Below are 23214 nucleotides of genomic sequence, written 5' to 3'. Positions count from 1 at the left end.
GTACCGGGAATTGCGCAATTGCGGCATTCAAAGACAACCACAACTCTCTGTAGTTCTTGGTTTTTCTTATTAAATCGACAGCTCTGATATGCTTCGCGGCCTGTGGCCTGAGGTAGCACCATGCAACTCATCGATATCGGCGTCAACCTGACCAACCCCAGCTTCGACGGCAAACATGAGGCCGTGCTGGAGCGTGCCTACGCCGCTGGCGTGTGCCAATTGGTGCTCACCGGCACCAGCGTAGACGGCAGCGAGCACGCCTTGCAGTTGTGCCATGAGCAGGATGAAAGCGCCACGCGGCTGTTCTCGACAGCGGGCATCCATCCGCATTCGGCCAGCGACTGGAACACTGACAGCGCCCGGCGTTTACATGCCTTGCTCACAGAGCCACGGGTGCTTGCTGTGGGCGAATGCGGCCTGGACTTCAACCGTGATTTTTCGCCACGCCCGCAACAGGAAAAAGTGCTCGAAGAACACTTGGCGATGGCTGTGGATTTACAACTGCCCGTGTTCTTGCACGAGCGCGACGCCAATCAGCGCCTGCTGGAAATCCTGCGCGACTACCGCGACCGCCTGCCGGCTGCCGTGGTGCATTGCTTCACCGGTGAGCAGAAGGCGCTGTTCAGTTATCTGGACCTGGATCTGCACATCGGCATCACGGGCTGGATCTGCGACGAACGCCGCGGAACGCATTTGCACCCGCTGGTGCGCAACATTCCCCGCGGTCGCCTGATGCTCGAGAGTGACGCGCCGTATTTGCTGCCCCGCACCCTGCGCCCAAAACCCAAAAACGGTCGCAACGAACCGGCCTACCTCTCCGAAGTCCTGTGTGAAGTGGCGCTGCACCGGGGTGAAAGCGAAGCCGATCTTGCCGAACACAGCACCGCCTGTGCCCGCGCCTTTTTTGGCTTGCCGACCCTGCAACACGTTTGAGGCAACAGGGGTGAGCCCTCACAGGTTCACGCCCTTGACCCACATCAACAAGATCGTCATGGTTTGACGGCACAATGATGGCACCTTGCCAATATTGTTTCCGCCAAATCAGAGAAGACCTTCCATGGGTGCCTGGCTTAGCAACATCTCGCTCAAATACAAATTCTGGGCCGTCAACGCGGTGGCCTTCGTCACCACGCTGTTGCTGGTGCTCTACGCCGTGCAACTCGAACAACAATCGCGCGGCGATGCTGCCCGCGCGAATGCCCATGCGCAGGCGCAATTGCTCAGTGCGTGGCCGGGCGGTCAAGCCTTGCCCGCCGTCGACTTCTTGCTGCCGATGAGTCCGGGTCAGGTTCCCACCGTGGACGAACACCCCCTGCCGCAACTCAGTGAGGGCAATGGGTGGGTCTCCCTCCACGCCATGCCGTTCTTCGGGCACAACCCGCTGCTGGGCGCCGAGGTCATCACCCGCCCGGACGGCCAACGGGTTGCGGTACTGGCCTACGCGCCAAGCCTGGCGCAAGTGTTTGTCGAGCGTCTGGCGAACTACGCGGTAGCGGTGTTCGTGCTGATGCTGGCGATGCTCTGCGCTTCGCAACTGTTGATTCAGTTCTTGCTCAGCCAGCTCAACACGCTAAAAGACGTGATGCTGCACGTCGAAAAAACCGGCGACCTGTCCGCCCGCGTGCCCTTGGCGTGCACCGACGAGGTGGGGCAAATGGCGGGGGCCTTCAATGCCATGCAAGCCGGTTATCAGCGTATCGTACAGACCGTCGCCGACACCGCCGCGCAATTGGATGCCGGTGCCGCGCGACTGGCCAGCAGCATGGACGAAGTGCGTCATGGCATGCTCGGCCAGCAAAGCGAAACCGATCAGGCCGCCACTGCCATCAATGAAATGTCTGCCACGGTCTATCACATTGCCCAGCACGCTGGTGCCACCCGCGACCTGTCGCAAACCGCCGACACCCTCGCCGGCAGTGGTCAGCAAGTGGTCAGCCGGGTTCAGGACTCCATCGCCAGCCTGTCCAACGGCGTGCAACAAACCGCCGAGATGATTCAGCAATTGGCCCAAGACAGTCAGAAGATCAACGGCGTCGTCAGTGTGATTCACAGTATTGCCGAGCAAACCAACCTGCTGGCGCTCAACGCGGCGATTGAGGCCGCCCGGGCTGGTGAGATGGGTCGCGGGTTTGCCGTGGTGGCCGATGAGGTGCGCAACCTGGCCAAGCGCGTGCAAGCCTCGACAGACGAAATCACCACCATGGTATCGGCCCTGCAAGCGGGCACCCGAGACGCGGTGGACTTCATGCAGGAAAGCTCGTTCAAGGCCGATGACTGCGTGCAGCAGGCCCAAGAGGCAGGCGAGGCGCTGGCGGAAATCACCGACGCGGTGGCCAAGATGCGCGAGAGCAACACGCAAATTGCGGTGGCCGCCCAGGAGCAGAGCCATGTTGCCGAAGAAATGAACCGCGCCGTGGTCAGCATCCGCGACGTCACTGAAAACACGGTGCAACAAACCGTCGACTCAGCCACGACCAGTAACCAGTTGGCGACGCTGGCCGGTGAACTGAACCGGGCCATCGGTCAGTTAAAGCTATAAGGCCAATAGCCATTGTCGATTCGCCGCGTGCCTTGCGCGGGCCTATCCTCTGTTCATCCGGTTCAGCCATCGCTGAACCCTCGAACAAGGAGTGCAATCATGGGCAAACGTCATCCCAACCTGCCTGCCTGGCAATGGCGCTCGAACCCACAGAGCCACGCAAGCGCCTCGCATCAGGCGATTGACCTGATGGCTGTCGCGTTGATGGTGGTGGCCTTTCTGCTACTGGCCTCGGGCATCTTCAGTGGCAACGCCACCAGCGCGGTGATCGGCCTGGTGACGCTGTTTGCGGCCACACGCCTGCAACACCAGCGTCACAAGGCGCATGAAGAACCACACAGTCAGGCCTTCTGACTGGGGCGGTTCCCGTTTAATAACCGCCGCAACGAACACCCTCGGGGGTGCAGGGCAAGGCGAGAGAAGCGGGGTTGGGTTGTTCCCAATAAACGTCGAGCAACGCCGCCCTGCGCCACGTGGGCTTTCATCCCCTAGCCAAACACCGTGACAGTCTGGCGGCTGATCGCAATCAGCTCGCCCGCAGGCGACCACAGATTAGCCGCCACATGGCCATACCCATCCTGCGCATGCTCGATCACGGCCAGGTATTTGCACCACTCAAGGGTGCTGATGTGAACCTGCGGCTGCACAAACTCAATGGTCCAGGTCAAAGTGCTACCGGCGGCGGGCTTGTCGAGCAGCGGTAGCAAGGCCGGTGGCCAGGCATCGACCAGGGCAAGCACGTGGGTTTCGGTCAGGGGTTCGTCCTTGACCTCACCCGCAAACCGCACCCAGCCGCCCATTTCACGCCCGCCCTTGCCGGTAAATGGCAAGGCGCCTACCGCCCAGCCCATCGACAAATGGCGCATGAATTCCGGCGTGATGCCTTTGATGTAGGGCAACAGCGGGCAGCTGTCGACGGGCTTCATGTCCGGCGCCGGCAGGCTCTGCACCTTGACGGACGATTCGCGTGGCGCCCCGAAGCTGCCTTGAACCAGCGTCACCACCTGACCCTGTTGCAGCGCCCTGCCCAGCACCTGCGTGACGGCCTTGCCTTCACGCAGCACTTCGACTTCAAAGCTAACCGGCACATCCGGGGCCACAGGCCCGACGAAGCTCACCGACAGCGAGCGTAAAGCACGCTGCGCAGGGACTTGGGCACGCATTGCCTCATACTGCAAGGCCGCCATCAAACCGCCAAATGTCGCGCGTCCCTGACCCCAATCGGCCGGAATCGTGACGGACGACGGGTTATGACGCACCGCCGCAACCAATTCTGAAAACTGCATGAGCACCTCGGCATGGATCATCAGACGCAGATACTACGCACCCGCCGCAGGCAGCACAGCGCTTGATTCGGCCAAATCATGAGTGAAAACAGGCCGCGCTCAACTTGATCAACGCGCGGTCGGCGTCCTGTTCACCAAGGGCCAGGGTGTCACGCCAGCCCTCGACACAGGGCTGCAAGTCCGGCTGCTGCTCGGCCTGCAACAACCATTGCCAGGCATCGTGCCAGTCGCCCAGGGCTTTTTGCGCCTCTTTAAGGCGTACCAGCACCCTCGGCGGCAAGCGATCCAGTTCGGGGTAGGCCTCGGCGGCATAGCGCACGCGTTTAATCAGCAAACGCACACGGTGCCGGTCATGGCCGGGGTCATTCAGCGCCTTTTGTAGGGTCTGCCACTGTTTTTCAAGCACCTTTTCGATGCGCGGGCGCAACCCGCGCAGCAACCCTTCACGCTGGGCGGCCCGCAGAAACCGTGGGAAGACGTCAAGGATCATCAGCAGTTGCGCCAACTGCGCGCTTTCGGCCACGGCGACATAGCTGCCCGCCAGTTGCGACAACCGACGTTCAGCCAGTTGCGCGTGCCCCTGTTGCTGCAAATACGCCGCCAGCACTTCCAAATCACGCAGCGGCGTAGTCAGAGCACCCACCTGTGAGGCCGCCATTTCCAGCTGCACCACCCCCGGCAATCCCCGCAGCGGTCTTAGTAGGCTGCGCAGACGGCGCACCGTGGTGCGCAAATCATGCAAGGCTTCGGGGTCGGTTTCGGCCTGCAAGCGCGCCTGACAGGCCAGCAACCTGACCTCCAGACGCACAATGTTCGCCACAATCTTGTCAACCCATTCAGACATCCTTCCCCTCCCCGTCCCGCACCGGTTTAACGACCCGCGCGTGACTCACGAATATAAAAACGCGCTTTCTCGGCTTTTTTCGAGCAGCCTTCAAACGCTTCGAACTGTTGTTGAGTTTTAGCCCCGGTCAACAACGACAGGGCCTTGGAATAGCTGATCGTGCCTGCAAACCCTTCGGCCTTGGCCAGGTCCAGCTCGTGCCAGGCGGCATCCAGCTGCGTCGCGCAACTGTCACGGTAGGCCGTTTTGCCCGCACAACCGGCCAGCATCAACGCCATCAACGGCACACAGATCAGAGCTTTCATGGACATACCCTCAAACAATTAATGTTAATTAGAGGCTAAGACGCAAAAGCAGGTAGAAAGTGCCCTGCCCCGGCGCGCCGTCTTTGCAAGACTAGCTTGCCCATTCAGGAAAAGGCATTGCATTGTTAGCACCTCACTGGCCAAGGATTGATTCATGAAAAAGCGCGTTGCATTGGTGCTGGGCTCGGGTGGCGCCCGAGGGTACGCCCACATTGGCGTCATTGAGGAACTCGAACGCCGTGGCTACGACATCGCCTGCATTGCCGGTTGCTCGATGGGGGCCGTGGTGGGGGGCATTTACGCGGCTGGCAAGCTGGATCTGTACCGCGACTGGATTCAAAGCCTGGACTATCTCGATGTGTTGCGGCTGGTGGACGTTAGCTTTCGCCTGGGCGCCATTCGGGGGGAAAAAGTGTTCGGTCAAATTCGCAACATCGTTGGCGAGATCAACATCGAAGACTTGCGTATCCCCTACACCGCCGTGGCCACTGACCTGACCCACCAACAGGAAATTTGGTTTCAGGAAGGCTGTCTGCATCAGGCAATGCGGGCCTCGGCGGCGATTCCCAGCCTGTTTACCCCGGTGATGCAGGGCAACCGCATGCTGGTCGACGGCGGCCTGCTCAACCCGCTGCCCATCGTGCCAGTGGTCTCCAGCCATTGCGACCTGATCATCGCTGTCAACCTGAACTCCACCCACCAAAACGGCTACCAGTTGCCCGTCATTCAACGTGCCCCGGCGTTCAAAAGCCGTTTCGACAACCTGATGAACTCCCTCGGCTCACACATCCCCTTTCGCAATAAACATGCAAACGACCTGCTGGAGCTGGAGCAAGCGCTGCTCACGCCTGCCCCGGATACCCCGCCCAATCCCTGGATTGAATCGTCGCGCCCCGACGGCCAGCAACCGGCCGCCGCCCCGACCCAAGAAGGCGCGCCCAAATCCGCTTCTGGTTCATTCATCATCGACAACGTCGGCCCGGCGTCGCTGCTGGATTTGATCAACCAGAGCTTCGAAGTCATGCAGACATCACTGGCGCAATACAAGATCGCCGGTTATCCGCCCGACATTCTGATTAACGTGCCCAAGCGGGTGTGCCGGTTTTTCGAGTTTTACAAGGCGCCCGAATTGATCGCCTTGGGCCGCGAGATTGCCAGCGACACCCTGGACCGCTATGAGAGTGAAACCCCCTAAGCGTCCAGCAAGCGATACCCCACGCCCGGTTCGGTCAGGATAAAGCGCGGGCGGGTCGGGTCATCGGCCAGCTTTTGCCGCAAATGACCGACCACAATGCGCAAGTAATGGCTGTTCTCGACATGGGTCGGGCCCCAAATATCCTTGAGCAGTTGCTGCTGGGTGATGACCCGACCCGGATGGCGCGCCAACTGCGCCAGCACGGCATATTCCTTGCGCGTCAGGGCGACTTCGACGCCGTCCAGCAATACACGGCGATAGGCCAGGTCCACGGTCAAGGGCCCCACGGCCACGGCGGCCTGCTGCACCTCGCCCGCCGGAGCCTGACGCAACAACGCACGGATGCGCGCCAGAAACTCCTGAATGCCGAAGGGTTTGGTCACGTAGTCATTGGCGCCGCCATCCAGCGCTTCGACCTTTTGCGCTTCGCTGGCCCGCACCGAAAGCACCAGCACCGGCACCCCTGACCATTCGCGAAACTCGCGCAGCACGTGCTGGCCGTCCATGTCCGGCAGGCCGAGGTCGAGCACCAGCAGATCCGGTTTTTGCAGCGCGGCCAGACTCAAGCCGTCGGCGCCCGTGGCCGCTTCGAGCACCTGATACCCCTGGGACACCAGGCTGATGCGCAAAAACTTGCGGATCTGCGGTTCGTCATCAATGACCAAAACGGTGGTGGGTTGGCTCATGGCGTGGGTTCACCGTGCAAAGAGGCGCGCAGAATATCAGGCTTCACGGGGCGGCTCTTCCCCTTCCGGCAGCGGCTGTTCAGGCAGCGGCAAGTGCAAGGTGATGCACGTGCCGCGCCCGCCGATGCCCTCGCCCACACTGATGCGCCCGCCATGGGCGCCGACCATGCCCTGACAGATCGCCAGCCCCAGCCCCGTGCCCTGCCCGCCCCGGTCGCCGCGAGCAGCGGTGTAAAACATGTCGAAAATCTTCGCCCGGTCTTCTTCCGGGATACCGGGCCCCTGATCGCTCACGGCAAACCACAGCTCCTGTTGATCGGCCCCGGCCACCAGTTGCAGCACGCCATGGGGCGGTGAAAAGCGTGCGGCGTTTTCCAGGACGTTGACCAGTGCCTGCTCGATCAACGCCGCGTGAATGTGTAACAGCGGCAATTGCGGCGCCACGTCGACCTGCACCTGCAACGGCGCGAGCACCGCCCGTAGCCGGTTCAACGCACTGGCGACGATGTCCGTCGGCGACACCCAGTCCCGCGCCAGCTTCAAGGCCCCATGCCCCAGACGGGTCATGTCCAGCAGGTTCTGGATGTAGCGGTCCAGGCGCTCGGCCTCGTCACGGGTGCCCTCCAGCAACTCGCGCCGGTCCTCCAGCGGGATCGCCTCGCCCAGCGCAAGCAGCGTGTCGATACTGCCGCGCATGGTGGTCAGCGGGGTGCGCAGGTCGTGGGACACGGAGGCCAGCAAGGCGCTGCGCAATTGTTCGGTTTCGCCATGCAGGCGGGCGGCTTCAAGGTCCTGGGCCAATTGCGCGCGGGCCAGCGCCTGTGCCAATGGTTGGCTGAGGGCCATCAGCAGGCGCCGCCGCTGACCGGTCAAGCTCTGGCCTTCTTTCGGGCTGACGCCCAGCAGGGCCAATGGACCGTCGTCCACCGTCAACGGCCACCACCACCAACGGCCCATCGGTAAAGTGCCGGTGCCTTTGCCCGCCGGTTGCTCGTGATTCCAGGCCCAGTCGGCCGCCGCGCGCTCGGCCTCGTTGAAGGTCAACGGCCCTCCGGTTTCCACGGTCCAGCCGCCGCTGCCATCACGGTTGAGCAGGCACAGGTTGAGTTCTTTCCAGCCGCTCAAATGCTGGGCGGCGGCGTTGACCACCGCTTTGCGGTCGGTGGCAGCGGTCAGTTTGCGCGACAGGTCCAACAGCTCGCTGGTCTCTTGCTGGGTCTCGCGCAGCGCCTGCAACTGGCGGCGCTGACGGGCCGCGAGGTTGCCGGTCAAGGCGGCCATGAGCAGGAAGAACACCAGCGTCAGCACGTCTTCTTCGCGCTGGATACTGAACGAGAAGTTCGGCGGGATGAATAAAAAGTCATAGGTCAAAAAGGACATCGCTGCACAGGCCAGCGCAGGTCCCAGGCTGCTGCGCACCGCCACCAGCAGCACGGCCGCCAGAAACACCATCGAAATATTGGGCAGCGCCAGCACGCTCGACACCCCCCAGGCCAACGCACTGGCCAGCACGGTCGCCAGCAGCGCCAGACCGTAGTCGAACCACACCAGCGACCCCACGCGCCGACGCGGCGTGGCATCCGGTGCCTGCTCGTTATCGAGCACATTGATTTCCAGCCCGTGGGCATCGCGCAACAAGCGAGATGCCAGCCCGCCGCCGAAGCATTTCCTGCGCCAGTTCGGCCGTGACTGGCCCACCAGTAGCAGGCTGGCGCGGCGCTCGGCGGCGTGCTGAATCAGGGTTTTCGCCACTTCGCCCGCGCGCAGCAACACCACCTCGCCCCCTAGACGCTCAGCCAATTGCTGCGCGCTTTGCAGGCGCAACCGCGACTGCTCGTCCCGCGCACTGCCGTTGTCCACGTGTACCAGACTCCATGGCAAATGCCGGCGCTCGGCAACCCGGCTGGCGTGACGCACCAGCCGCTCGGCCTGCGCATCGCCATCAATGCCCACCAGCAACCGCCCGCGCAACGCCGGGGCAGCCTGACCCAACTGGCGATAGCCTTTGTCCAGCTCATCATCGACATACACCGCCGCGGTCTGCATGGCCAATTCGCGCAGGGCATTGAGGTTGGTCTGGGTGAAAAAGGCATCGATGGCCGCGCGGGCCTGTTCGGGCACATACACTTTGCCATCGCGCAGCCGCTCCAGCAGTTCGCGGGGCGGCAGGTCGATCAGCAACAGTTCATAGGCTTCCTGCACGATCCAGTCCGGCAGGGTTTCGCGCACGTGCACCCCGGTGATGCCGCGCACCTGATCGTTGAGGCTTTCCAGATGCTGGACGTTGACCGTGGTGTAGACATCTATCCCGGCGGCCAGCAATTCCTGCACGTCCTGCCAGCGTTTGGCGTGGCGACTGCCGGGCGCGTTGCTGTGGGCCAATTCGTCCACCAGCACCAATGCGGGCCGGGCGTGCAGCAGGCCATCCAGGTCCATTTCTTCAAGCTGCACGCCCCGGTATTGCGAGCGCACCAAAGGCTGTTGCGCCAGGCCGTTGAGCAGGGCCTGGGTTTCGGCGCGGCCATGGGTTTCCACCACCCCGACCAGCACCCGGACACCCTGACGCACCTGGGTGTGGGCTGCCTGAAGCATGGCGTAGGTCTTGCCCACGCCCGGGGCCGCGCCCAGAAACACCTTGAGCCGGCCACGGCCAGCCCGAGGCAAATCCGCTAACAACGCATCGGCGCGACCGGAATCTGTCATGTCTTTACCTATTCAAATGGAGATCAACGCGGTCGCTGCCGCAACAGGCGGCAGCGACAACGGCGGCAGATGGCTCAGGGTGTGAGCTGGGCCAGCGCCCGGTTCAGGTTCAGCACGTTCACCACCGGCGGCCCAACCCACGGCTGCTCGATGTGCGCCTGCAGCAAGTGCTCGACCGTTTGCACCGGCAAGCCTCGGGCCGCAGCCACACGTGGCAGTTGATAGCGTATTGCCTCAGGTGGCAAGTGCGGATCCAGCCCGCTGGCGGATGTCGTCAGCATTGCCAGCGGCACTGGCCCCTGTTCGGGCACGGCCCATTCGGCGGCGCTGTCCTTGACCCGCGCCGCCAGCGCCGGGTTGCTGGGCGCCAGGTTGCTGGCCGCGCTCGACACCGTGGCGTAGGCCCCGGCCGAGGGCCGCGAGTGAAACCATTGTTCGCCGGTGAAGGCCTGGGCGATCAACTGCGAACCGCGCACGCTGCCGTCGGCATCGCGCACCAGGCTGCCATTGGCCTGATCGGGAAACGCCAGTTGCGCGATCCCGGTCACGGTCAGCGGGTAGATCACCCCGGTGATGGCCGTCAACAGCACCATCAGGCTCAGGGCCGGACGTAAAAGAGTAGCCATGTTGCGTTCCTCCTCGGGTTAAACCAGATGCAGCGCCGTGAGCAGCATGTCGATCAGCTTGATGCCCACAAACGGCACCACCAGCCCGCCCAGCCCGTAAATCAGCAGGTTGCGACGCAGCAGTTGCGCGGCACTCGCCGCCTGCACCCGCACGCCGCGCAAGGCCAGCGGGATCAGCACCACGATAATCAGCGCGTTAAACACAATCGCGGACAGGATGGCGCTTTGCGGGCTGTTGAGGTGCATCACGTTGAGCACCCCCAGTTGCGGGTAAATCGTGGCAAACAGCGCTGGCAGGATGGCGAAATACTTGGCCACGTCGTTGGCAATCGAGAACGTGGTCAGCGCGCCCCGGGTCACCAGCAACTCTTTACCGATCTGCACCACATCCAGCAACTTGGTGGGGTCGCTGTCGAGGTCGACCATGTTGGCGGCTTCGCGGGCCGCCTGGGTGCCATCGTTCATGGCCATGCCCACGTCGGCCTGTGCCAGCGCCGGTGCGTCGTTGGCGCCGTCGCCGCACATCGCCACCAGACGGCCGTCGTTCTGCTCCTGGCGGATGCGCGCCAGTTTTTTCTCCGGCGTGGCTTCTGCCAACACATCATCGACCCCCGCCTCGGCCGCAATCGCCGCGGCGGTCAGCGGGTTGTCGCCGGTCACCATGACCGTGCGGATCCCCAGCTTGCGCAGTTCGGCAAAACGCTCGCGGATGCCGGGCTTAACCACGTCCTTGAGGTGAATCACGCCGAACAGCTTGCCTTGCACGCACACCAACAACGGCGTGCCGCCACTCTGGGCAATTTTGTCGATTTCACGGGACAAGGCCGGGGCGACTTCATCGCGTTTCAGGCCGATAAAGGCCAGCACCGAATCCACGGCGCCCTTGCGGTACACCCGGTCGTTGTAATCGACACCCGAGAGCCGCGTTTCAGCCGTGAACGGCACCGCTGTGATTGCGTGCGCCTCAGGCTCTGGCAGCGCGTGCAGGCCACGGATGAACTCGACAATCGACTTGCCCTCCGCCGTCTCGTCCGCCAGCGACGCCAACAGCGCGCCCTGAGCCAGCTCCATCGCGGTCACGCCGGGGGCGGCATACAGCGCCGTGCAGCGGCGATTGCCGAAGGTGATGGTGCCGGTCTTGTCCAGCATCAACACGTGCACGTCACCGGCGGCCTCCACCGCACGGCCGGACTTGGCAATCACGTTCAGGCGCACCAGCCGGTCCATACCGGCAATGCCGATGGCCGACAGCAAGCCACCGATGGTGGTCGGGATCAGCGTCACCAACAGCGCGACCAGAAACACCAACGGCAGACTGCCACCCGCAAAATAGGCGAAGGGCTGCAAGGTCACGACCACGATCAGAAAGATCAGGGTCAGGCCGATCAGCAGAATATCCAGCGCCACTTCGTTGGGCGTTTTCTGGCGTTTGGCGCCTTCGACCAGCGCGATCATGCGGTCCAGTGTCGACTCGCCGGGGTTGGCGCTGATCTGTACCAACAGCCAGTCCGACACCAGCCGCGTATTGCCTGTGACGGCCGAACGATCACCGCCCGACTCGCGAATCACCGGGGCAGACTCGCCGGTGATCGCCGCTTCGTTGACTGCGGCAATGCCTTCAATCACCTCACCGTCACCGGGGATCATCTCACCGGCTTCGACACGCACCACATCGCCTTTGCGCAAGCGCGTGGCTGGCACCACTTCAAAGCTGCCGTTGGCCGTGCGGCGGCGCGCACTCAACCCCACGCTGCCTGCTTTCAGGCTGTCAGCCCGCGCCTTGCCCCGCCCCTCGGCCAGGGCTTCGGCGAAGTTGGCAAACAGCACGGTAAACCACAACCACACGGCGATTTGCAGCGCTACGCCGGTGGACACCACAGGGTCGGGCAACACGCACAAGATCGTGGTGAAGACCGCCGTCAGTTCCACCACCAGCATCACCGGCGAGCGCTTGAGCTGACGCGGGTCGAGCTTGACGAATGCGTGTAACAACGCCGGACGCCACAGGTCGGCAAACGCGGTTTTCGGTGACGCAGGCGCCTGGGTGTCAGGCGCAGGCGTCAGGGTTTTAACAGGAGCTGGCATGCTCATCATCGTGTCCTCAGAAACCCGGAATCAGTTGTTCAGCGATGGGGCCAAGGGCCAGTGTCGGCAAGAAGGTCAACCCGCCCACCAGCACGATGGTCATGGTCAGCAGCACCACAAACAGCGGGCCGTGGGCGGGAAAGCTGTCCTGCCCCACGGGGGCGGTTTTCTTCATCGCCAGGCTTCCGGCCAGCGCCAGCACCGGCAGGATGTAGCCGAAACGGCCGATCAACATGCCCAACCCCAACATCAGGTTATAAAACGGCGTGTTGGCATTGAGCCCGGCAAACGCCGACCCGTTGTTGGCACTGGCCGAGGTAAAGGCGTACAGCACTTGACTGAAGCCATGGGCACCGGGGTTGCTCACCGACGCCACGGCGCTCGGCAAACTGGTCGCCAACGCGCTGAGCACCAGCACGCCCACCGGCATCACCAGCAGCGTGACCACCAGCAGTTGCACCTCTTTGGCTTGCAGTTTTTTGCCCAGGTACTCGGGGGTTCGGCCAATCATCAAACCGGCCAGGAACACAGCAATCAATACGTTCAGCAACATGCCGTAGAGTCCGGCGCCCACACCACCAAAGATCACTTCACCGACCATCATGTTGACCATCGCCACCATCCCGCTCAGCGGGTTGAGGCTGTCATGCATGCCATTGACCGACCCGTTAGAGGCCGCGGTGGTGGTCTCGGTCCACAGCACCGTGGCGGTGGTGCCAAAACGCACTTCCTTGCCCTCCAGCGGTGCGGTGTGTTCAACCAGCGGGCTGTTGAGCGCAGGGTTGGGTTGAGACTCTGCGTACAACGCAGTGCCGCCGCCGATCAGGAACAACGCCAGCATGCAGGCGATGATGGCGCGGCTTTGGCGCAGGTCCTTGACGTAATGGCCGAAGGTGAACACCAGCGCCACGGGAATCAGGATGATCGACGCCACTTCAAACAGGTTGCTCCAGGCCGTGGGGTTCTCGAACGGGTGCGCCGAGTTGACCCCGAAAAAGCCCCCGCCATTGGTGCCCAGTTGCTTGATCGCAATCTGACTCGCGGCCGGCCCTAGCGGGATGACCTGATCCACGCCCTCCAGGGTCAGCGCGTGAACATAGTGCGCCAGGGTTTGCGGCACGCCCTGCCACACCAGCAACAGCGCCAGCACCAGGCACAGCGGCAGCAGGCCGTAGAGCGTGGCGCGGGTCATGTCGACCCAGAAATTGCCCAGCGTGCGGGCGGACCGGCGGCTGATGCCACGGCACAAGGCAACCAAGACCGCCAGGCCGGTCGCCGCACTGACGAAGTTCTGCACGGTCAGGCCCGCCATCTGGCTGAAGTAACTGAGGGTCGCTTCGCCGCTGTAGCTCTGCCAGTTGGTGTTGGTGACAAAACTCACAGCGGTGTTGAACGCCTGCGTCCACTCCTGACCCGGCAACTGCTGCGGGTTGAGTGGCAAATACTGTTGCAACAGCAAAATCGCAAACAGCAACACAAACCCTGCGAGGTTGAACGCCAGCAACGCCAGCGTGTACTTCTGCCAAGTGTGCTCATCGCCCGGATCGACCCCGGCCACCCGGTAACAGACCTTCTCGACCGGCCCGAACACCGGCGTCAACCAGGTGCGCTGGCCTTCCATGACCTTGTAATAAAAACGTCCCAGCCAGGGCGCAGGCAGCAACACCAACGCGAAAAAGGCCAGCAACAGCCCATAGTCATAACTGTGCATACCCGCTCCTAATTCCGATCAGCGCGCAACAGCGCCACCAGCAGATAAACGAACAGCCCCACTGCCAACAGCAGCGACACCCCATCCAGAATGCCCATCGACGTGCTCCCCAAAGCGGCGATTGCCGCGTGTGGGGAAAGTGTGGGGTTCAGGGGCGTAAAGGATCGAGATCGAGGGGGATGCGAGGGCGTAAAGAGGCCGTAAAGAAAACCATCACGGCAGATCTGTCGCGGCTGCCGGATCTGCCACGACAGTAAGCCGAGCGGTCAGCGCAGCAGGGGGGTGTCCAGCACTTCGGACGCGCCGCCCAGCACGCTTTCGCTCAGCTGGATAAACGATTGGGTATTGACCTTGTCCATGCGCATTAACGCTTGGCTCACATCGTCCAGCGAACGCTTGCTATGGGTTTGCAGACGGATTTCGCGGTCCAGCGCCTGCAACAGCGTCACCGCACGCGCCACCGCCGCCGGATTGGCCTGCGCGCCGCGCATCCGCGTCACGCCTTTGCCAGTCGCATTGAGCTTGTGCTGCAAGGTCTGATACCGCTCGTCGCTCATCCCGCCTGCGCGGCGCATCAGTTCGATGGCGTAATACTCGCTCAACCCTTGGCTGATCCAGTCATGGCCCGGTTCTACCTTGATGCCACTGAACAGTTGCACCAATTCGCGCAACAACGGGCTGCTGCCGGATTCGCTGACCATCGGCAACGCGCTGCTCAGGTAAATGGAGTTGCGGTCGGCGCTGGCGCCTTTCCACATCGGGCTGCCGGCCCCGACGATCAGCAACTTGGGCGGGTTGCGCGGGAACACCGCTTGCACCTGCGGCCAGACGAAGGTCAGCAGCGTCAGGACGTCCATGCGCCGCATGCCCTGTCCTTGCGGTGCGGCAACGGTGACCTCGGTTTCGCCCAGCGTGGTGCGCCGGCTGCCCAGCGTGCCCGCCAGCATCCACCCGGTTGGCCGATCAAACAAACGCGAAACATCGTCAATGCGGAAACGGTTTTTGCCGATGCGCGGCCACGCGGTTTCGACACTTTTCCAGCCTTCGGGCAAGGCGAACGTCAGCCGTGACACCAGCTCGGTACCGTCTTGCTGGTCGAGGCTGGCAGGCGGCACCAGTTGCTCGCCCCGGAACAACGCCCACTTGGCCGTGGCATAGGTGTCGAAACTGCCGTTTTTAAAGGGGTGATTGAGGCGAACCCGGTAGCTCAGCGTGGCGGTGCCTGACGCGGGATGCCACACCCCACGGCTGTGCTGCGGGTCGGGGGTGAGCTGCCAGCCGCCATCGGCCTTGAAATCGCTGTAGCTGCCGGGTGCGCCAAGGTCGAAATCCAGGCTGCGCACGGCTGAGCCTTCAGCCAGCGTCAGGCGCACGTCGGCCTGGCCGGTTTGCGGCATCAGGCGCACGTGGTAATCCAGATTGACTTTTTGCGCGGCCCACAGCGGACTGCCGAGCAGTGCCATCAGCAGCCCCAGGGGGATTCGGTAACGCAGCGGCATACACACTCCTTGCGACCGCTCCGGCGATTAACCGGCGCGGAAAATCAGATGATCTTCCCAGTCTTCTTCCGGCACGCTGCCTTCGGCCAGCATGCGCCCCGATTGCGAGATGCGCTCGTGGTGCACGGCGTCCGGATCACCACACACCAAGGGGTGCCACAGCGGCAGGTCCTTGCGTTCGCTGACCAGCCGGTAGCCACAGGTGGGCGGCAGCCATTTGAATTCCTCCGCCTTGCCCGGCGACAGTTGAATGCAGTCCGGGACAGAATCACGTCGATTCGGGTAGTCCGTGCACCGGCAGGTTTTCAGGTCGAGCAGTTTGCAGGCAATGCGCGTGTAGTAGACGCTGTTGTCGTCTTCATCTTCGAGCTTTTGCAGGCAGCACAAGCCGCAACCGTCGCACAGCGACTCCCATTCCTCCTGATCCAGTTGATCGAGGGTTTTGCGGATCCAGAACGGTTCAACTTTTGCGGCCATGGCTCAAACATCAACATCGGGGAATGGAAAAGGCCGCCAGTCTAGTGCCCAAGGCCCCGCGGGCCAAGCGCTTGTCGTCAGACTTGTCAGCCAGATGGCATAACAGTAGCTTTGCGCCTACGCTGAACCGCGAAAATCAACTCAGGTATCAAGAATGACTGCTAATACCCGCATCGCCGATCACGCCATTCACGAGCAATTCACCCAGCGCTGGTCGCCCCGTGCTTTCACCGATGCCACCCTCGACACACCGACCCTCATGAGCTTTTTTGAAGCCGCACGCTGGGCGCCTTCGGCTTACAACTCGCAGCCTTGGCGCTTTCTGTTCGCGCTGCGCGGCACCCCGGCGTTTGATCGCTACCTGAACCTGCTGGTGGAATTCAACCAGGGCTGGGCTAAACACGCCGCCGCGCTGGTGGTGATTGTGTCGAAAACCACCTTTGCCGCTCCGGGCACCACCGAAGAAAAACCGTCACCGACTAACGCGTTCGATACCGGCGCAGCCTGGGGCCATCTGGCCTTGCAAGCTCACCTGAGCGGCTGGCATACCCACGGCATGAGCGGGCTCGATTACGAGCGCGCGCACAAAGAGCTGAAGATCCCGGAAGGCTATGCCGTGCAAGCCATGGTGGCAATCGGCAAGCTGGGGGACAAAGCGACGCTGGTCGATTACCTGCAAGCCAAGGAAGTGCCCAGCCAGCGTGAGCCGCTGAGCAAATTAGTCGCTGAAGGTGATTTCAGCCTCTAAGCGCGGCCTGTCGCTGCCGCAAACCGCGAGCTTTCGACCTGGCCCTTGAAAGCTCGCAGCCTCGCGTTGTCCGGCAGCGACCCCAGTCTTGTTAATAGCCGCGTGCGAAATCCACTTCGCCACGCATCGGCTGCCCCGCCTGAAACGCACGCAGGTTGTCGACAAACAGTTGCACCATCAACGACGGTGACGTCGGCGCCGAACTGTGGCCGGTCAACAACAGGCCCCAGGCGGTCCAGAATGGATGCTTGGCGGGCAATGGCTCCTGCCGGCACACGTCAATCACGGCGGCGGCAATATGGCCGACCCGCAATGCTTCAACCAAGTCCGCATCCACCACGGCGACGCCGCGCCCGGCATTGATGAACACCCCGGTCGGATTGAATTGTGCAAACAGTTCAGCATCGTACAGGTCGTGGGTGTCCGGCGTGTTGGGCAACAGGTTCACCACGTAATCCACCGCCCCTACCAGGCGCGGCAAATCCTCCAGCGTGCCGACTTCCTTGAAGGGCGCCTGCTCACGGGCGGTGCGGGCGATGGCATACAGCTCCACGCCAAACGGTTGCAGAAACTGCGCCACGGTCTGGCCAATGTCGCCGGCGCCGACGATCAGCACCTTGCGCCCGACCAGGCTCTGGCCCATGCGGTTGTCCCATTTGCGCTCCACCTGACTGACCAGCCGCGCCATGACTTCACGCTCGTGACCGAGGATGTACGTCAGCACGTATTCGGCCATGACCTGACCGAAAATGCCCACGGCACGGGTCAGGCGGTAGTTGCGCTGCAAGCCGCCGGCCAACAGCGGCGTGATGCCCGCCCAGGTCGATTGCAGCCATTGTGGCTGATGCCCCTGACGCATCAGCGTGGCCAGCAGATCAGGCTGGCCCAGCCATACCGGGCAATCGGCCGCCAGACGCGACAGCTGCGCCGAGTCGCCACTGGTCAACACCTCCAGTTCAGGCGCGGCCGCTTGCAGCAGGCGTGTGTAAAGGGGGTGGTCATGTTCGGCAATCAGAACGCGCATGCTCGTAACCTTTTTAAAACGCTGCCAGCGGCCGCCGTCGCGGGTTAACGCGTCGAATGGGGGCACCGCCAATGCATTTGAATCCACTCAGGACAGGTGCCCTCTGCCGGGCACCCGGATCAGGTCGTTACATCGGGTCGTTGCGACGCAACAGCTCTTCAGGCAAGTGCTCGATGTATTCGTCTTCGGCCGGTGGCATCTGCAGGTGATAACCCTGTTTCTCAAGGTTCTCCAGCACCACGGCGATGTCTTCGCGCGACAGCTTGCGCTCGGGGGTCAGCACCAGATCGAACGCGTGAATGGCTTTGCCAAATGCCGCCATCAAAGGTTCCGGCACGCGCTCCAGGGCATCAGCCTTGAGCACGTACAAGTACATTTCGTTGCGCTTGGTGCTGCGGTAAATAGAGCAAATACGTTTCAAGACGGTTCTCCAGCAGTGGCCAGGCTGTCGAGCAGCGCCTGACCCATCAGCTCACGGCGCCATCCGCGCAGTGAGTCCGGTAATTGATAAGGCCCATTGGGGAAGCCGCTCTTGACCAGCGCTTCCAGGGTTTTCTTGCGCAGCATCAGCTCGGGCGCCATGTTCAGTTGTTCGGCATACACCTGGCCCACCGCCCGCAGGCGTTTGATCAGCGCCGCGGCTTCTACCGGCAACGGCTCGGGCACGGCAGGCGGCCACTGCTCCGGTGGCAGGCTGCCTGCACGCTTGATCAGGTCGAGTAAAAACTCGCCGTCCTGACGCACAGTGCGCGGGTGCATGTCTTCGATGCGTGCCAGCGAAACCAGGTTGTCGGGCTGGGTTTTGGCCAATGGCCACAACGCATGTTCACGCACGATCCGGTTGCGCGGCAGGTCACGGGCGCGGGCTTCACGCTCACGCCAGGCGCAGATTTCACGCAAGACCGCCAACTGATCGCGGGACAACTTCCACGCCAGCTTGGCCTCGCGGTACACCTCGTTCGGGTCCACTTCGCGGCGCAGGTTGGCGACCAGCTCAGCACCGTCTTCGAGCACCCAGTTGTACTTTTCGGGCGACAACCGCGGACGCAACAGCACATACACTTCCGCCAGATGTTGAGCATCTTCGGCGGCGTAGCTGATCTGCGTTTCGGACAGTGGACGTTGCAGCCAATCAGAGCGGGTTTCGCCTTTGGGCAGGTCCAGGTCGAGCACTTCCTTGACCAGACGCGAATAGCCCATCGAGAACCCCAGGTTCAGGTAGGCGGCTGCCAACTGGGTGTCAAACAATGGCGCGGGCAAGCTGCCGGTCAAGCGCAACAGCACCTCAAGGTCCTCGCTGCACGCGTGCAGCACTTTGACCACGGCCGGGTTTTCCAGCAGGGCTGCCAGCGGCTGCCAGTTGTCGATGGTCAGCGGGTCAATCAGGTAGGCCCGCTCCCCGTCGCCGATCTGAATCAAACCGGCAATGGGGTAAAAGGTGTCGACCCGCATGAATTCGGTGTCGAGGGCTACAAACGGCAAGTGCTGCCATTGGGCGCAATGTTGGCCGAGGCTATCGTTGTCGCGGATCCAGTGAATATCGATGGCCACACGGCTCTCCCTTGAAGAATGGCGCGCAGTATATATCGGCATCAGGCATTTCCGGCGATTGACTGACAAACTTGTCGACGAAAAAACCTACACAAATTCGGGCCTCTACCTTCAACACATGCGCCGGTTAAATGTGTATTTTCACCCGGCTCGGGCTTCGAACAGCGTTAGCAGCACGCTCACACCTGTGATCAAACGCAACGCGACTCCGTCTTCAAGAAACATTCAGTGACAAGGCCGTACCCTGCACCCGGCACCATCGGCCCTGTTCCCACATCGACCAGAAGGACGCCCTCATGCGCCAGCTGTTTAAACGCACTGCCACTGCCTTTTCACTGTCCGGTTTATGCGCCCTAAGCCTGCCCGCGATGTCTGCCAGCCTGGACAGCACCGTGCAAGAGGCCGCCCAGGCGGTGATGCAGCAGTACAACGTGCCCGGCCTGGCCATCGCCGTCAGCGTCGAAGGTAAGCAGCAGTTCTTCACCTTCGGTGTCGCCTCAAAATTGACGGCCACCCCGGTGACCGCCGACACGCTGTTCGAAGTGGGCTCCATCAGCAAAACCCTGACCGCGACCCTGGCCACTTACGCTCAGGCCAATGGGCAACTGTCACTCACTAAAACGGTGAGCACGTACCTGCCCGAATTACGCAACACCCCGTTCGGCAACGTAACGCTGATCGGCCTGGCCACTCACACGGGCGGCGGATTTCCGTTGCAGGTGCCCGATGAGGTTCAAAACGATGCACAACTCATGGACTACCTCAAAGCCTGGCAACCGACGTACCCGCAGGGCACCCAGCGCAACTATGCCAACCCCAGCATCGGCATGCTGGGGGTGATCGCCGCCAAACGCATGAGCATGCCCTACACCGAGGCCATGCAAGACCATTTGCTGCCAGCATTGGGGATGAAAAGCAGCTATCTGCAGATCCCTGACAGCGAGATGCACCGCTACGCTCAGGGATACAACAAAGAGGATGCGCCCGTACGTTTAGGGGCAGGCGTATTGGCGGACGAAGCCTACGGCCTCAAAACTTCGGCGCGCGACCTGATCCATTTCGCCGAGCTGAATGCAGGTCTTGGCCAGGTCAGCCCTCCCCTTCGCCGCGCCCTGGACACCACCCATACCGGTTACTTCCGGGCCGGGCCCATGACCCAGGACCTGGTGTGGGAGCAATACCCCTACCCGGTCACATTGGCTGCACTGACCGAGGGCAATTCGAACGCCATGGCCTACGACACTCAACCGGTTGAGGCCTTGAATCCACCGCTGGCCCCGCGCGCAGACAGCTGGATCAACAAGACCGGCTCAACCAATGGATTCGGTGGCTACATCGCGTTCGTGCCCGCCAAAAAGCAGGCCGTGGTCATCCTTGCGAACAAAAATTACCCGAACGAAGCCCGGGTGAAATTGGCTCATGCGCTTTTCGAGGCGTTGAATTAACTGCCTTTGCGCAACACGAAAATGCTGCCCGCCGTGTGGCCGGGCAGCACATCGTATTGTTTGAGCACGCTGAAACCCGCCTGTGAAAACTGGGCTTCGATTGCGTCCTTGGTCACCCAGATGCGCTGCGGATTTTGCGAGGGTTTAATGAACAGCGACAGGATCAACGTGTCACGGCTGACCCGGTGCAATTCGCGCAAGATCGCCAGACGGTGCTCGCTGTCACGCACATGGTGAAACAGCTGCATGCAAAAAATGCAGTCCACGGCGTTTTCAGGCATATCGATGGTAAACACCGAGCTTTTAAACAAGGTGACACGCGCCAGCAAGCCCGTCGAATGGTGGGTTCGGGCGTGATCGAGCATGCCCTGAGACGGATCGGCGGCCAGAATCACCCGGTTGCCATGCTCGGCCAACAACGGCCAGAAACGCCCGGCACCGCACGCCAGGTCCAGCACCAGCCCTGGCTCGCCCGCCACTTTGAGCGCGCGCCGAATCAGCGACTGCTCCCGCCACATGGCCAGACGCCGGAGCACACCTTCAGGCCGCACTTCGCGGCATACCTGAGCATGCTCGCGGTCATAGCGTTCAGCGAATTCAAGCTCGATGGTAGAAGGTGGCTGCGATGACATGGCCCGCGAACTCTTGTGTATGAAGTTATTCGCCAAGGAGGTTAGCGGGCCAGCAGTGAAAAAATTGTCAGGAAAGGATGAAAACCTTCGTGGCGGTTAAACGCCTGCCCTCACAGGAACATGGCGTTTAGCCATCCATGGCCCAGTCGCCGGGGAAGGTGGCCTCGTGGCCAGGGTGACAGGTCCATTGCGCCCGCTCACTCCACCCTGTCGCGGCAAGCTCACGCGTGCTGCAAATACCAGCGCCAGTCCTGCTCGCCCACTTCGCCCATGAACTGGCGGTATTCCGCGTTTTTGACCGCCAGGTACACCTTCACAAACGCAGGGCCGAACGCTTCTTTGGCCCAGTCAGAGCGTTCCAGGGCACGCAAGGTTGTCAACCAGTCGGTGGGCAGTTGCTCGGCGGCCTGTGCGTAACCATTGCCTTGGACCGGAGCGCCCGGATCACGCTGCTCTCGAATACCACGATGAATACCGGCCAGAATGGCCGCCGCGGCCAAATACGGATTGGCATCGGCGCCGCAAATCCGGTGCTCGATATGCCGCGAAAAAGCCGGGCCGCCCGGCACCCGCAGGCTCACCGTGCGATTGTCCACGCCCCACGTCGCGGCCAGCGGCGCGTAGCTGTTGCTCTGAAAGCGTCGATAAGAGTTGGCATTCGGGCAAAACATCAGCAGTGAGTCGAGCAGCGTGCTGAGCATGCCGCCCACCGCCTGTTTGAGCAGCGGCGTGCCTTCGGGCGCTTCACTGGCGAACAGGTTGTTGCCGTCCTTGTCGGCCAGGCTGACGTGCATGTGCATGCCCGTCCCGGCCAGATCGTCAAACGGCTTGGCCATAAAACACGCAGCCATCCCGTGCTTGTGCGCCACGCCCTTGACCAGTCGCTTGTAGCGCACCGCTTCGTCCATCGCCTGCAACGCGTCGGCGCGGTGTTCAAGGGTGATTTCCACTTGCCCCGGTGCGTATTCGGAAATGGCGGTGCGCGCCGGAATGCCTTGCAGTCTGCAGGCACTGTACAGATCGGCCAGAAACGGCTCGATTTGCTCCAGTTCACGCAACCCGTAGACCTGCGTCGCACGCGGTCGCTGGCCGTCGGCATCACGCGCCGGTTGCGGCCGGCCCTGGCTGTCGCGCTTTTGGTCGAGCAAGTAAAACTCCAGCTCCGCCGCCATCACCGGGTAATAGCCGTCGGCCTTTAGCCCGTCGATCACCTTGACCAGCAGATGACGTGGGTCGGCCACGGTGGCGGGCATGCCTTGCTCGGGGTGCATGCTGACTTGCACCGCTGCCATCGGTATCTGGCGCCACGGCATCGGTTGCAGGCTGCCACTCAACGGGTAGGCGCGGCAGTCGATGTCGCCCACGTCCCAGACCAGCCCGGTATTTTCCACATCGTCGCCATTGATGCTCAGGCCCAGAATGGTGCTCGGCAGCGGCCGACCGCTTTCATAAACCGCCAACAGTTCATCGCGGTGCAGCAACTTGCCGCGGGGCACGCCGTTGTTGTCGAGGATGAACAACTCAAACATCTCGATATGCGGGTGCGATTGCAGAAAATCCAACGCTTCTTGTAACGGCGCAAACAGGGTCGTGGCACTCATGGGAAGACTCGTATAGGCGTATCAGACAGGCGCGCAAATGCGCGGTTGATCAACATCAGCCAACACAAGGGGTATCCGGGGGGCGCGCATGACGGCAGTGAAACAAGGCCCAAAACGCCAGTTCGCACGGCAGATCACACCGATCAAGGGTGGCACAGGGAAGATAACCACGAAGCGGCCGTCCTGCAGGCGCGTAAATGCCTGACAGCTTCACGCGTTGAATCTCTACAAGGCCAAGCCTCATACCTGCAACCATT

22 protein-coding genes are annotated in these 23214 nt (G+C 62.1%); 6 read left to right on the top strand and 16 right to left on the bottom strand.

What is annotated here, in order from left to right:
• Window positions 1-120: 120 nt before the first annotated feature.
• The 3 genes from IF654_RS07975 to IF654_RS07965 all read left to right on the top strand — a co-directional run bounded on the left by IF654_RS07975 (window position 121) and on the right by IF654_RS07965 (window position 2893).
• Entirely contained in the window at window positions 121-933 is an 813-nt protein-coding gene (locus IF654_RS07975; RefSeq protein ID WP_194862608.1) for a TatD family hydrolase, read from the top strand.
• Window positions 934-1057: 124 nt separating this feature from the next.
• Window positions 1058-2539: a methyl-accepting chemotaxis protein gene (locus tag IF654_RS07970; protein ID WP_097192540.1), complete on the top strand. Its 1482-nt coding sequence runs from the start codon at window positions 1058-1060 to the stop codon at window positions 2537-2539.
• Window positions 2540-2638: 99 nt separating this feature from the next.
• A complete protein-coding gene (locus IF654_RS07965) occupies window positions 2639-2893 on the top strand; it encodes a hypothetical protein (RefSeq protein WP_052892149.1) in 255 nt (84 codons plus the stop codon).
• 134 nt (window positions 2894-3027) lie between these two features.
• On the opposite strand, the gene IF654_RS07960 is transcribed toward IF654_RS07965, so the two are convergent.
• The 3 genes from IF654_RS07960 to IF654_RS07950 all read right to left on the bottom strand — a co-directional run bounded on the left by IF654_RS07960 (window position 3028) and on the right by IF654_RS07950 (window position 4974).
• The gene (locus tag IF654_RS07960; RefSeq protein ID WP_047274140.1) at window positions 3028-3825 is read right to left on the bottom strand and encodes an acyl-CoA thioesterase; all 798 of its coding nucleotides are present in this window, start codon (window positions 3823-3825) and stop codon (window positions 3028-3030) included.
• Window positions 3826-3901: 76 nt separating this feature from the next.
• Window positions 3902-4669 (bottom strand): CHAD domain-containing protein, encoded by a 768-nt coding sequence (locus IF654_RS07955; RefSeq protein WP_047281713.1) that lies wholly within the window; start codon window positions 4667-4669, stop codon window positions 3902-3904.
• A gap of 26 nt (window positions 4670-4695) precedes the next feature.
• Window positions 4696-4974 carry a hypothetical protein gene (locus IF654_RS07950; RefSeq protein WP_047274136.1) on the bottom strand — a complete coding sequence of 93 codons (279 nt, stop codon included), beginning with the start codon at window positions 4972-4974 and terminating at the stop codon, window positions 4696-4698.
• Between the two features lie 154 nt (window positions 4975-5128).
• On the opposite strand from IF654_RS07950, the gene IF654_RS07945 reads away from it, so the two are divergent.
• Entirely contained in the window at window positions 5129-6169 is a 1041-nt protein-coding gene (locus tag IF654_RS07945; RefSeq protein WP_047281712.1) for a patatin-like phospholipase family protein, read from the top strand.
• On the opposite strand, the gene IF654_RS07940 is transcribed toward IF654_RS07945, so the two are convergent.
• From IF654_RS07940 to IF654_RS07905, 8 genes are all read right to left on the bottom strand, one after another.
• Window positions 6166-6855, bottom strand: a complete 690-nt coding sequence (locus tag IF654_RS07940; protein WP_047282622.1) for a response regulator — start codon at window positions 6853-6855, stop codon at window positions 6166-6168. The genes IF654_RS07945 and IF654_RS07940 overlap by 4 nt on opposite strands.
• Window positions 6856-6891: 36 nt before the next feature.
• On the bottom strand, window positions 6892-9558 hold the full coding sequence (locus IF654_RS07935; protein ID WP_047277801.1) for a sensor histidine kinase: 2667 nt from the start codon (window positions 9556-9558) through the stop codon (window positions 6892-6894).
• Between the two features lie 74 nt (window positions 9559-9632).
• Window positions 9633-10184 carry a potassium-transporting ATPase subunit KdpC gene (gene kdpC, locus IF654_RS07930; RefSeq protein WP_047277802.1) on the bottom strand — a complete coding sequence of 184 codons (552 nt, stop codon included), beginning with the start codon at window positions 10182-10184 and terminating at the stop codon, window positions 9633-9635.
• A gap of 18 nt (window positions 10185-10202) precedes the next feature.
• Window positions 10203-12275 carry a potassium-transporting ATPase subunit KdpB gene (gene kdpB / locus IF654_RS07925; RefSeq protein WP_083334008.1) on the bottom strand — a complete coding sequence of 691 codons (2073 nt, stop codon included), beginning with the start codon at window positions 12273-12275 and terminating at the stop codon, window positions 10203-10205.
• A gap of 10 nt (window positions 12276-12285) precedes the next feature.
• Complete coding sequence (gene kdpA / locus IF654_RS07920; RefSeq protein ID WP_194862609.1) at window positions 12286-13980, bottom strand: potassium-transporting ATPase subunit KdpA; 1695 nt, start codon at window positions 13978-13980, stop codon at window positions 12286-12288.
• A gap of 8 nt (window positions 13981-13988) precedes the next feature.
• Window positions 13989-14078: a K(+)-transporting ATPase subunit F gene (kdpF, locus tag IF654_RS07915; RefSeq protein ID WP_047274123.1), complete on the bottom strand. Its 90-nt coding sequence runs from the start codon at window positions 14076-14078 to the stop codon at window positions 13989-13991.
• A 168-nt stretch (window positions 14079-14246) separates the two neighbouring features.
• Window positions 14247-15479, bottom strand: a complete 1233-nt coding sequence (locus IF654_RS07910) for a hypothetical protein (protein WP_047277808.1) — start codon at window positions 15477-15479, stop codon at window positions 14247-14249.
• A gap of 27 nt (window positions 15480-15506) precedes the next feature.
• On the bottom strand, window positions 15507-15956 hold the full coding sequence (locus tag IF654_RS07905; RefSeq protein ID WP_047274118.1) for a YcgN family cysteine cluster protein: 450 nt from the start codon (window positions 15954-15956) through the stop codon (window positions 15507-15509).
• Between the two features lie 154 nt (window positions 15957-16110).
• On the opposite strand from IF654_RS07905, the gene IF654_RS07900 reads away from it, so the two are divergent.
• Window positions 16111-16704 (top strand): nitroreductase family protein, encoded by a 594-nt coding sequence (locus IF654_RS07900; protein WP_047277809.1) that lies wholly within the window; start codon window positions 16111-16113, stop codon window positions 16702-16704.
• 91 nt (window positions 16705-16795) lie between these two features.
• Here IF654_RS07900 and IF654_RS07895 read toward each other — a convergent pair whose 3' ends face one another.
• The 3 genes from IF654_RS07895 to rnd form a co-directional block, all read right to left on the bottom strand.
• Entirely contained in the window at window positions 16796-17728 is a 933-nt protein-coding gene (locus IF654_RS07895) for a D-2-hydroxyacid dehydrogenase (RefSeq protein WP_047277872.1), read from the bottom strand.
• A 127-nt stretch (window positions 17729-17855) separates the two neighbouring features.
• Entirely contained in the window at window positions 17856-18149 is a 294-nt protein-coding gene (locus IF654_RS07890) for a YcgL domain-containing protein (protein WP_047274112.1), read from the bottom strand.
• Complete coding sequence (rnd, locus tag IF654_RS07885) at window positions 18146-19279, bottom strand: ribonuclease D (protein WP_047274110.1); 1134 nt, start codon at window positions 19277-19279, stop codon at window positions 18146-18148. The genes IF654_RS07890 and rnd overlap by 4 nt, the downstream gene beginning before the upstream one ends.
• 296 nt (window positions 19280-19575) lie before the next feature.
• Between rnd and ampC the strand changes: the two genes are divergently transcribed.
• A complete protein-coding gene (ampC, locus tag IF654_RS07880; RefSeq protein ID WP_047282625.1) occupies window positions 19576-20724 on the top strand; it encodes a class C beta-lactamase in 1149 nt (382 codons plus the stop codon).
• On the opposite strand, the gene IF654_RS07875 is transcribed toward ampC, so the two are convergent.
• Together IF654_RS07875 and IF654_RS07870 are read right to left on the bottom strand one after the other, a co-directional pair.
• The gene (locus IF654_RS07875; RefSeq protein ID WP_047274107.1) at window positions 20721-21356 is read right to left on the bottom strand and encodes a class I SAM-dependent methyltransferase; all 636 of its coding nucleotides are present in this window, start codon (window positions 21354-21356) and stop codon (window positions 20721-20723) included. The genes ampC and IF654_RS07875 overlap by 4 nt on opposite strands.
• A gap of 221 nt (window positions 21357-21577) precedes the next feature.
• A complete protein-coding gene (locus tag IF654_RS07870) occupies window positions 21578-22957 on the bottom strand; it encodes a glutamine synthetase family protein (protein WP_047282626.1) in 1380 nt (459 codons plus the stop codon).
• Window positions 22958-23214: the final 257 nt, after the last annotated feature.

It is taken from the genome of Pseudomonas lundensis (assembly GCF_015377145.2).
Classification (GTDB): domain Bacteria; phylum Pseudomonadota; class Gammaproteobacteria; order Pseudomonadales; family Pseudomonadaceae; genus Aquipseudomonas; species Aquipseudomonas lundensis.
Note: the sequence above shows the minus strand (reverse complement) of the source record. Positions and strands in the feature narration are given on the sequence as shown.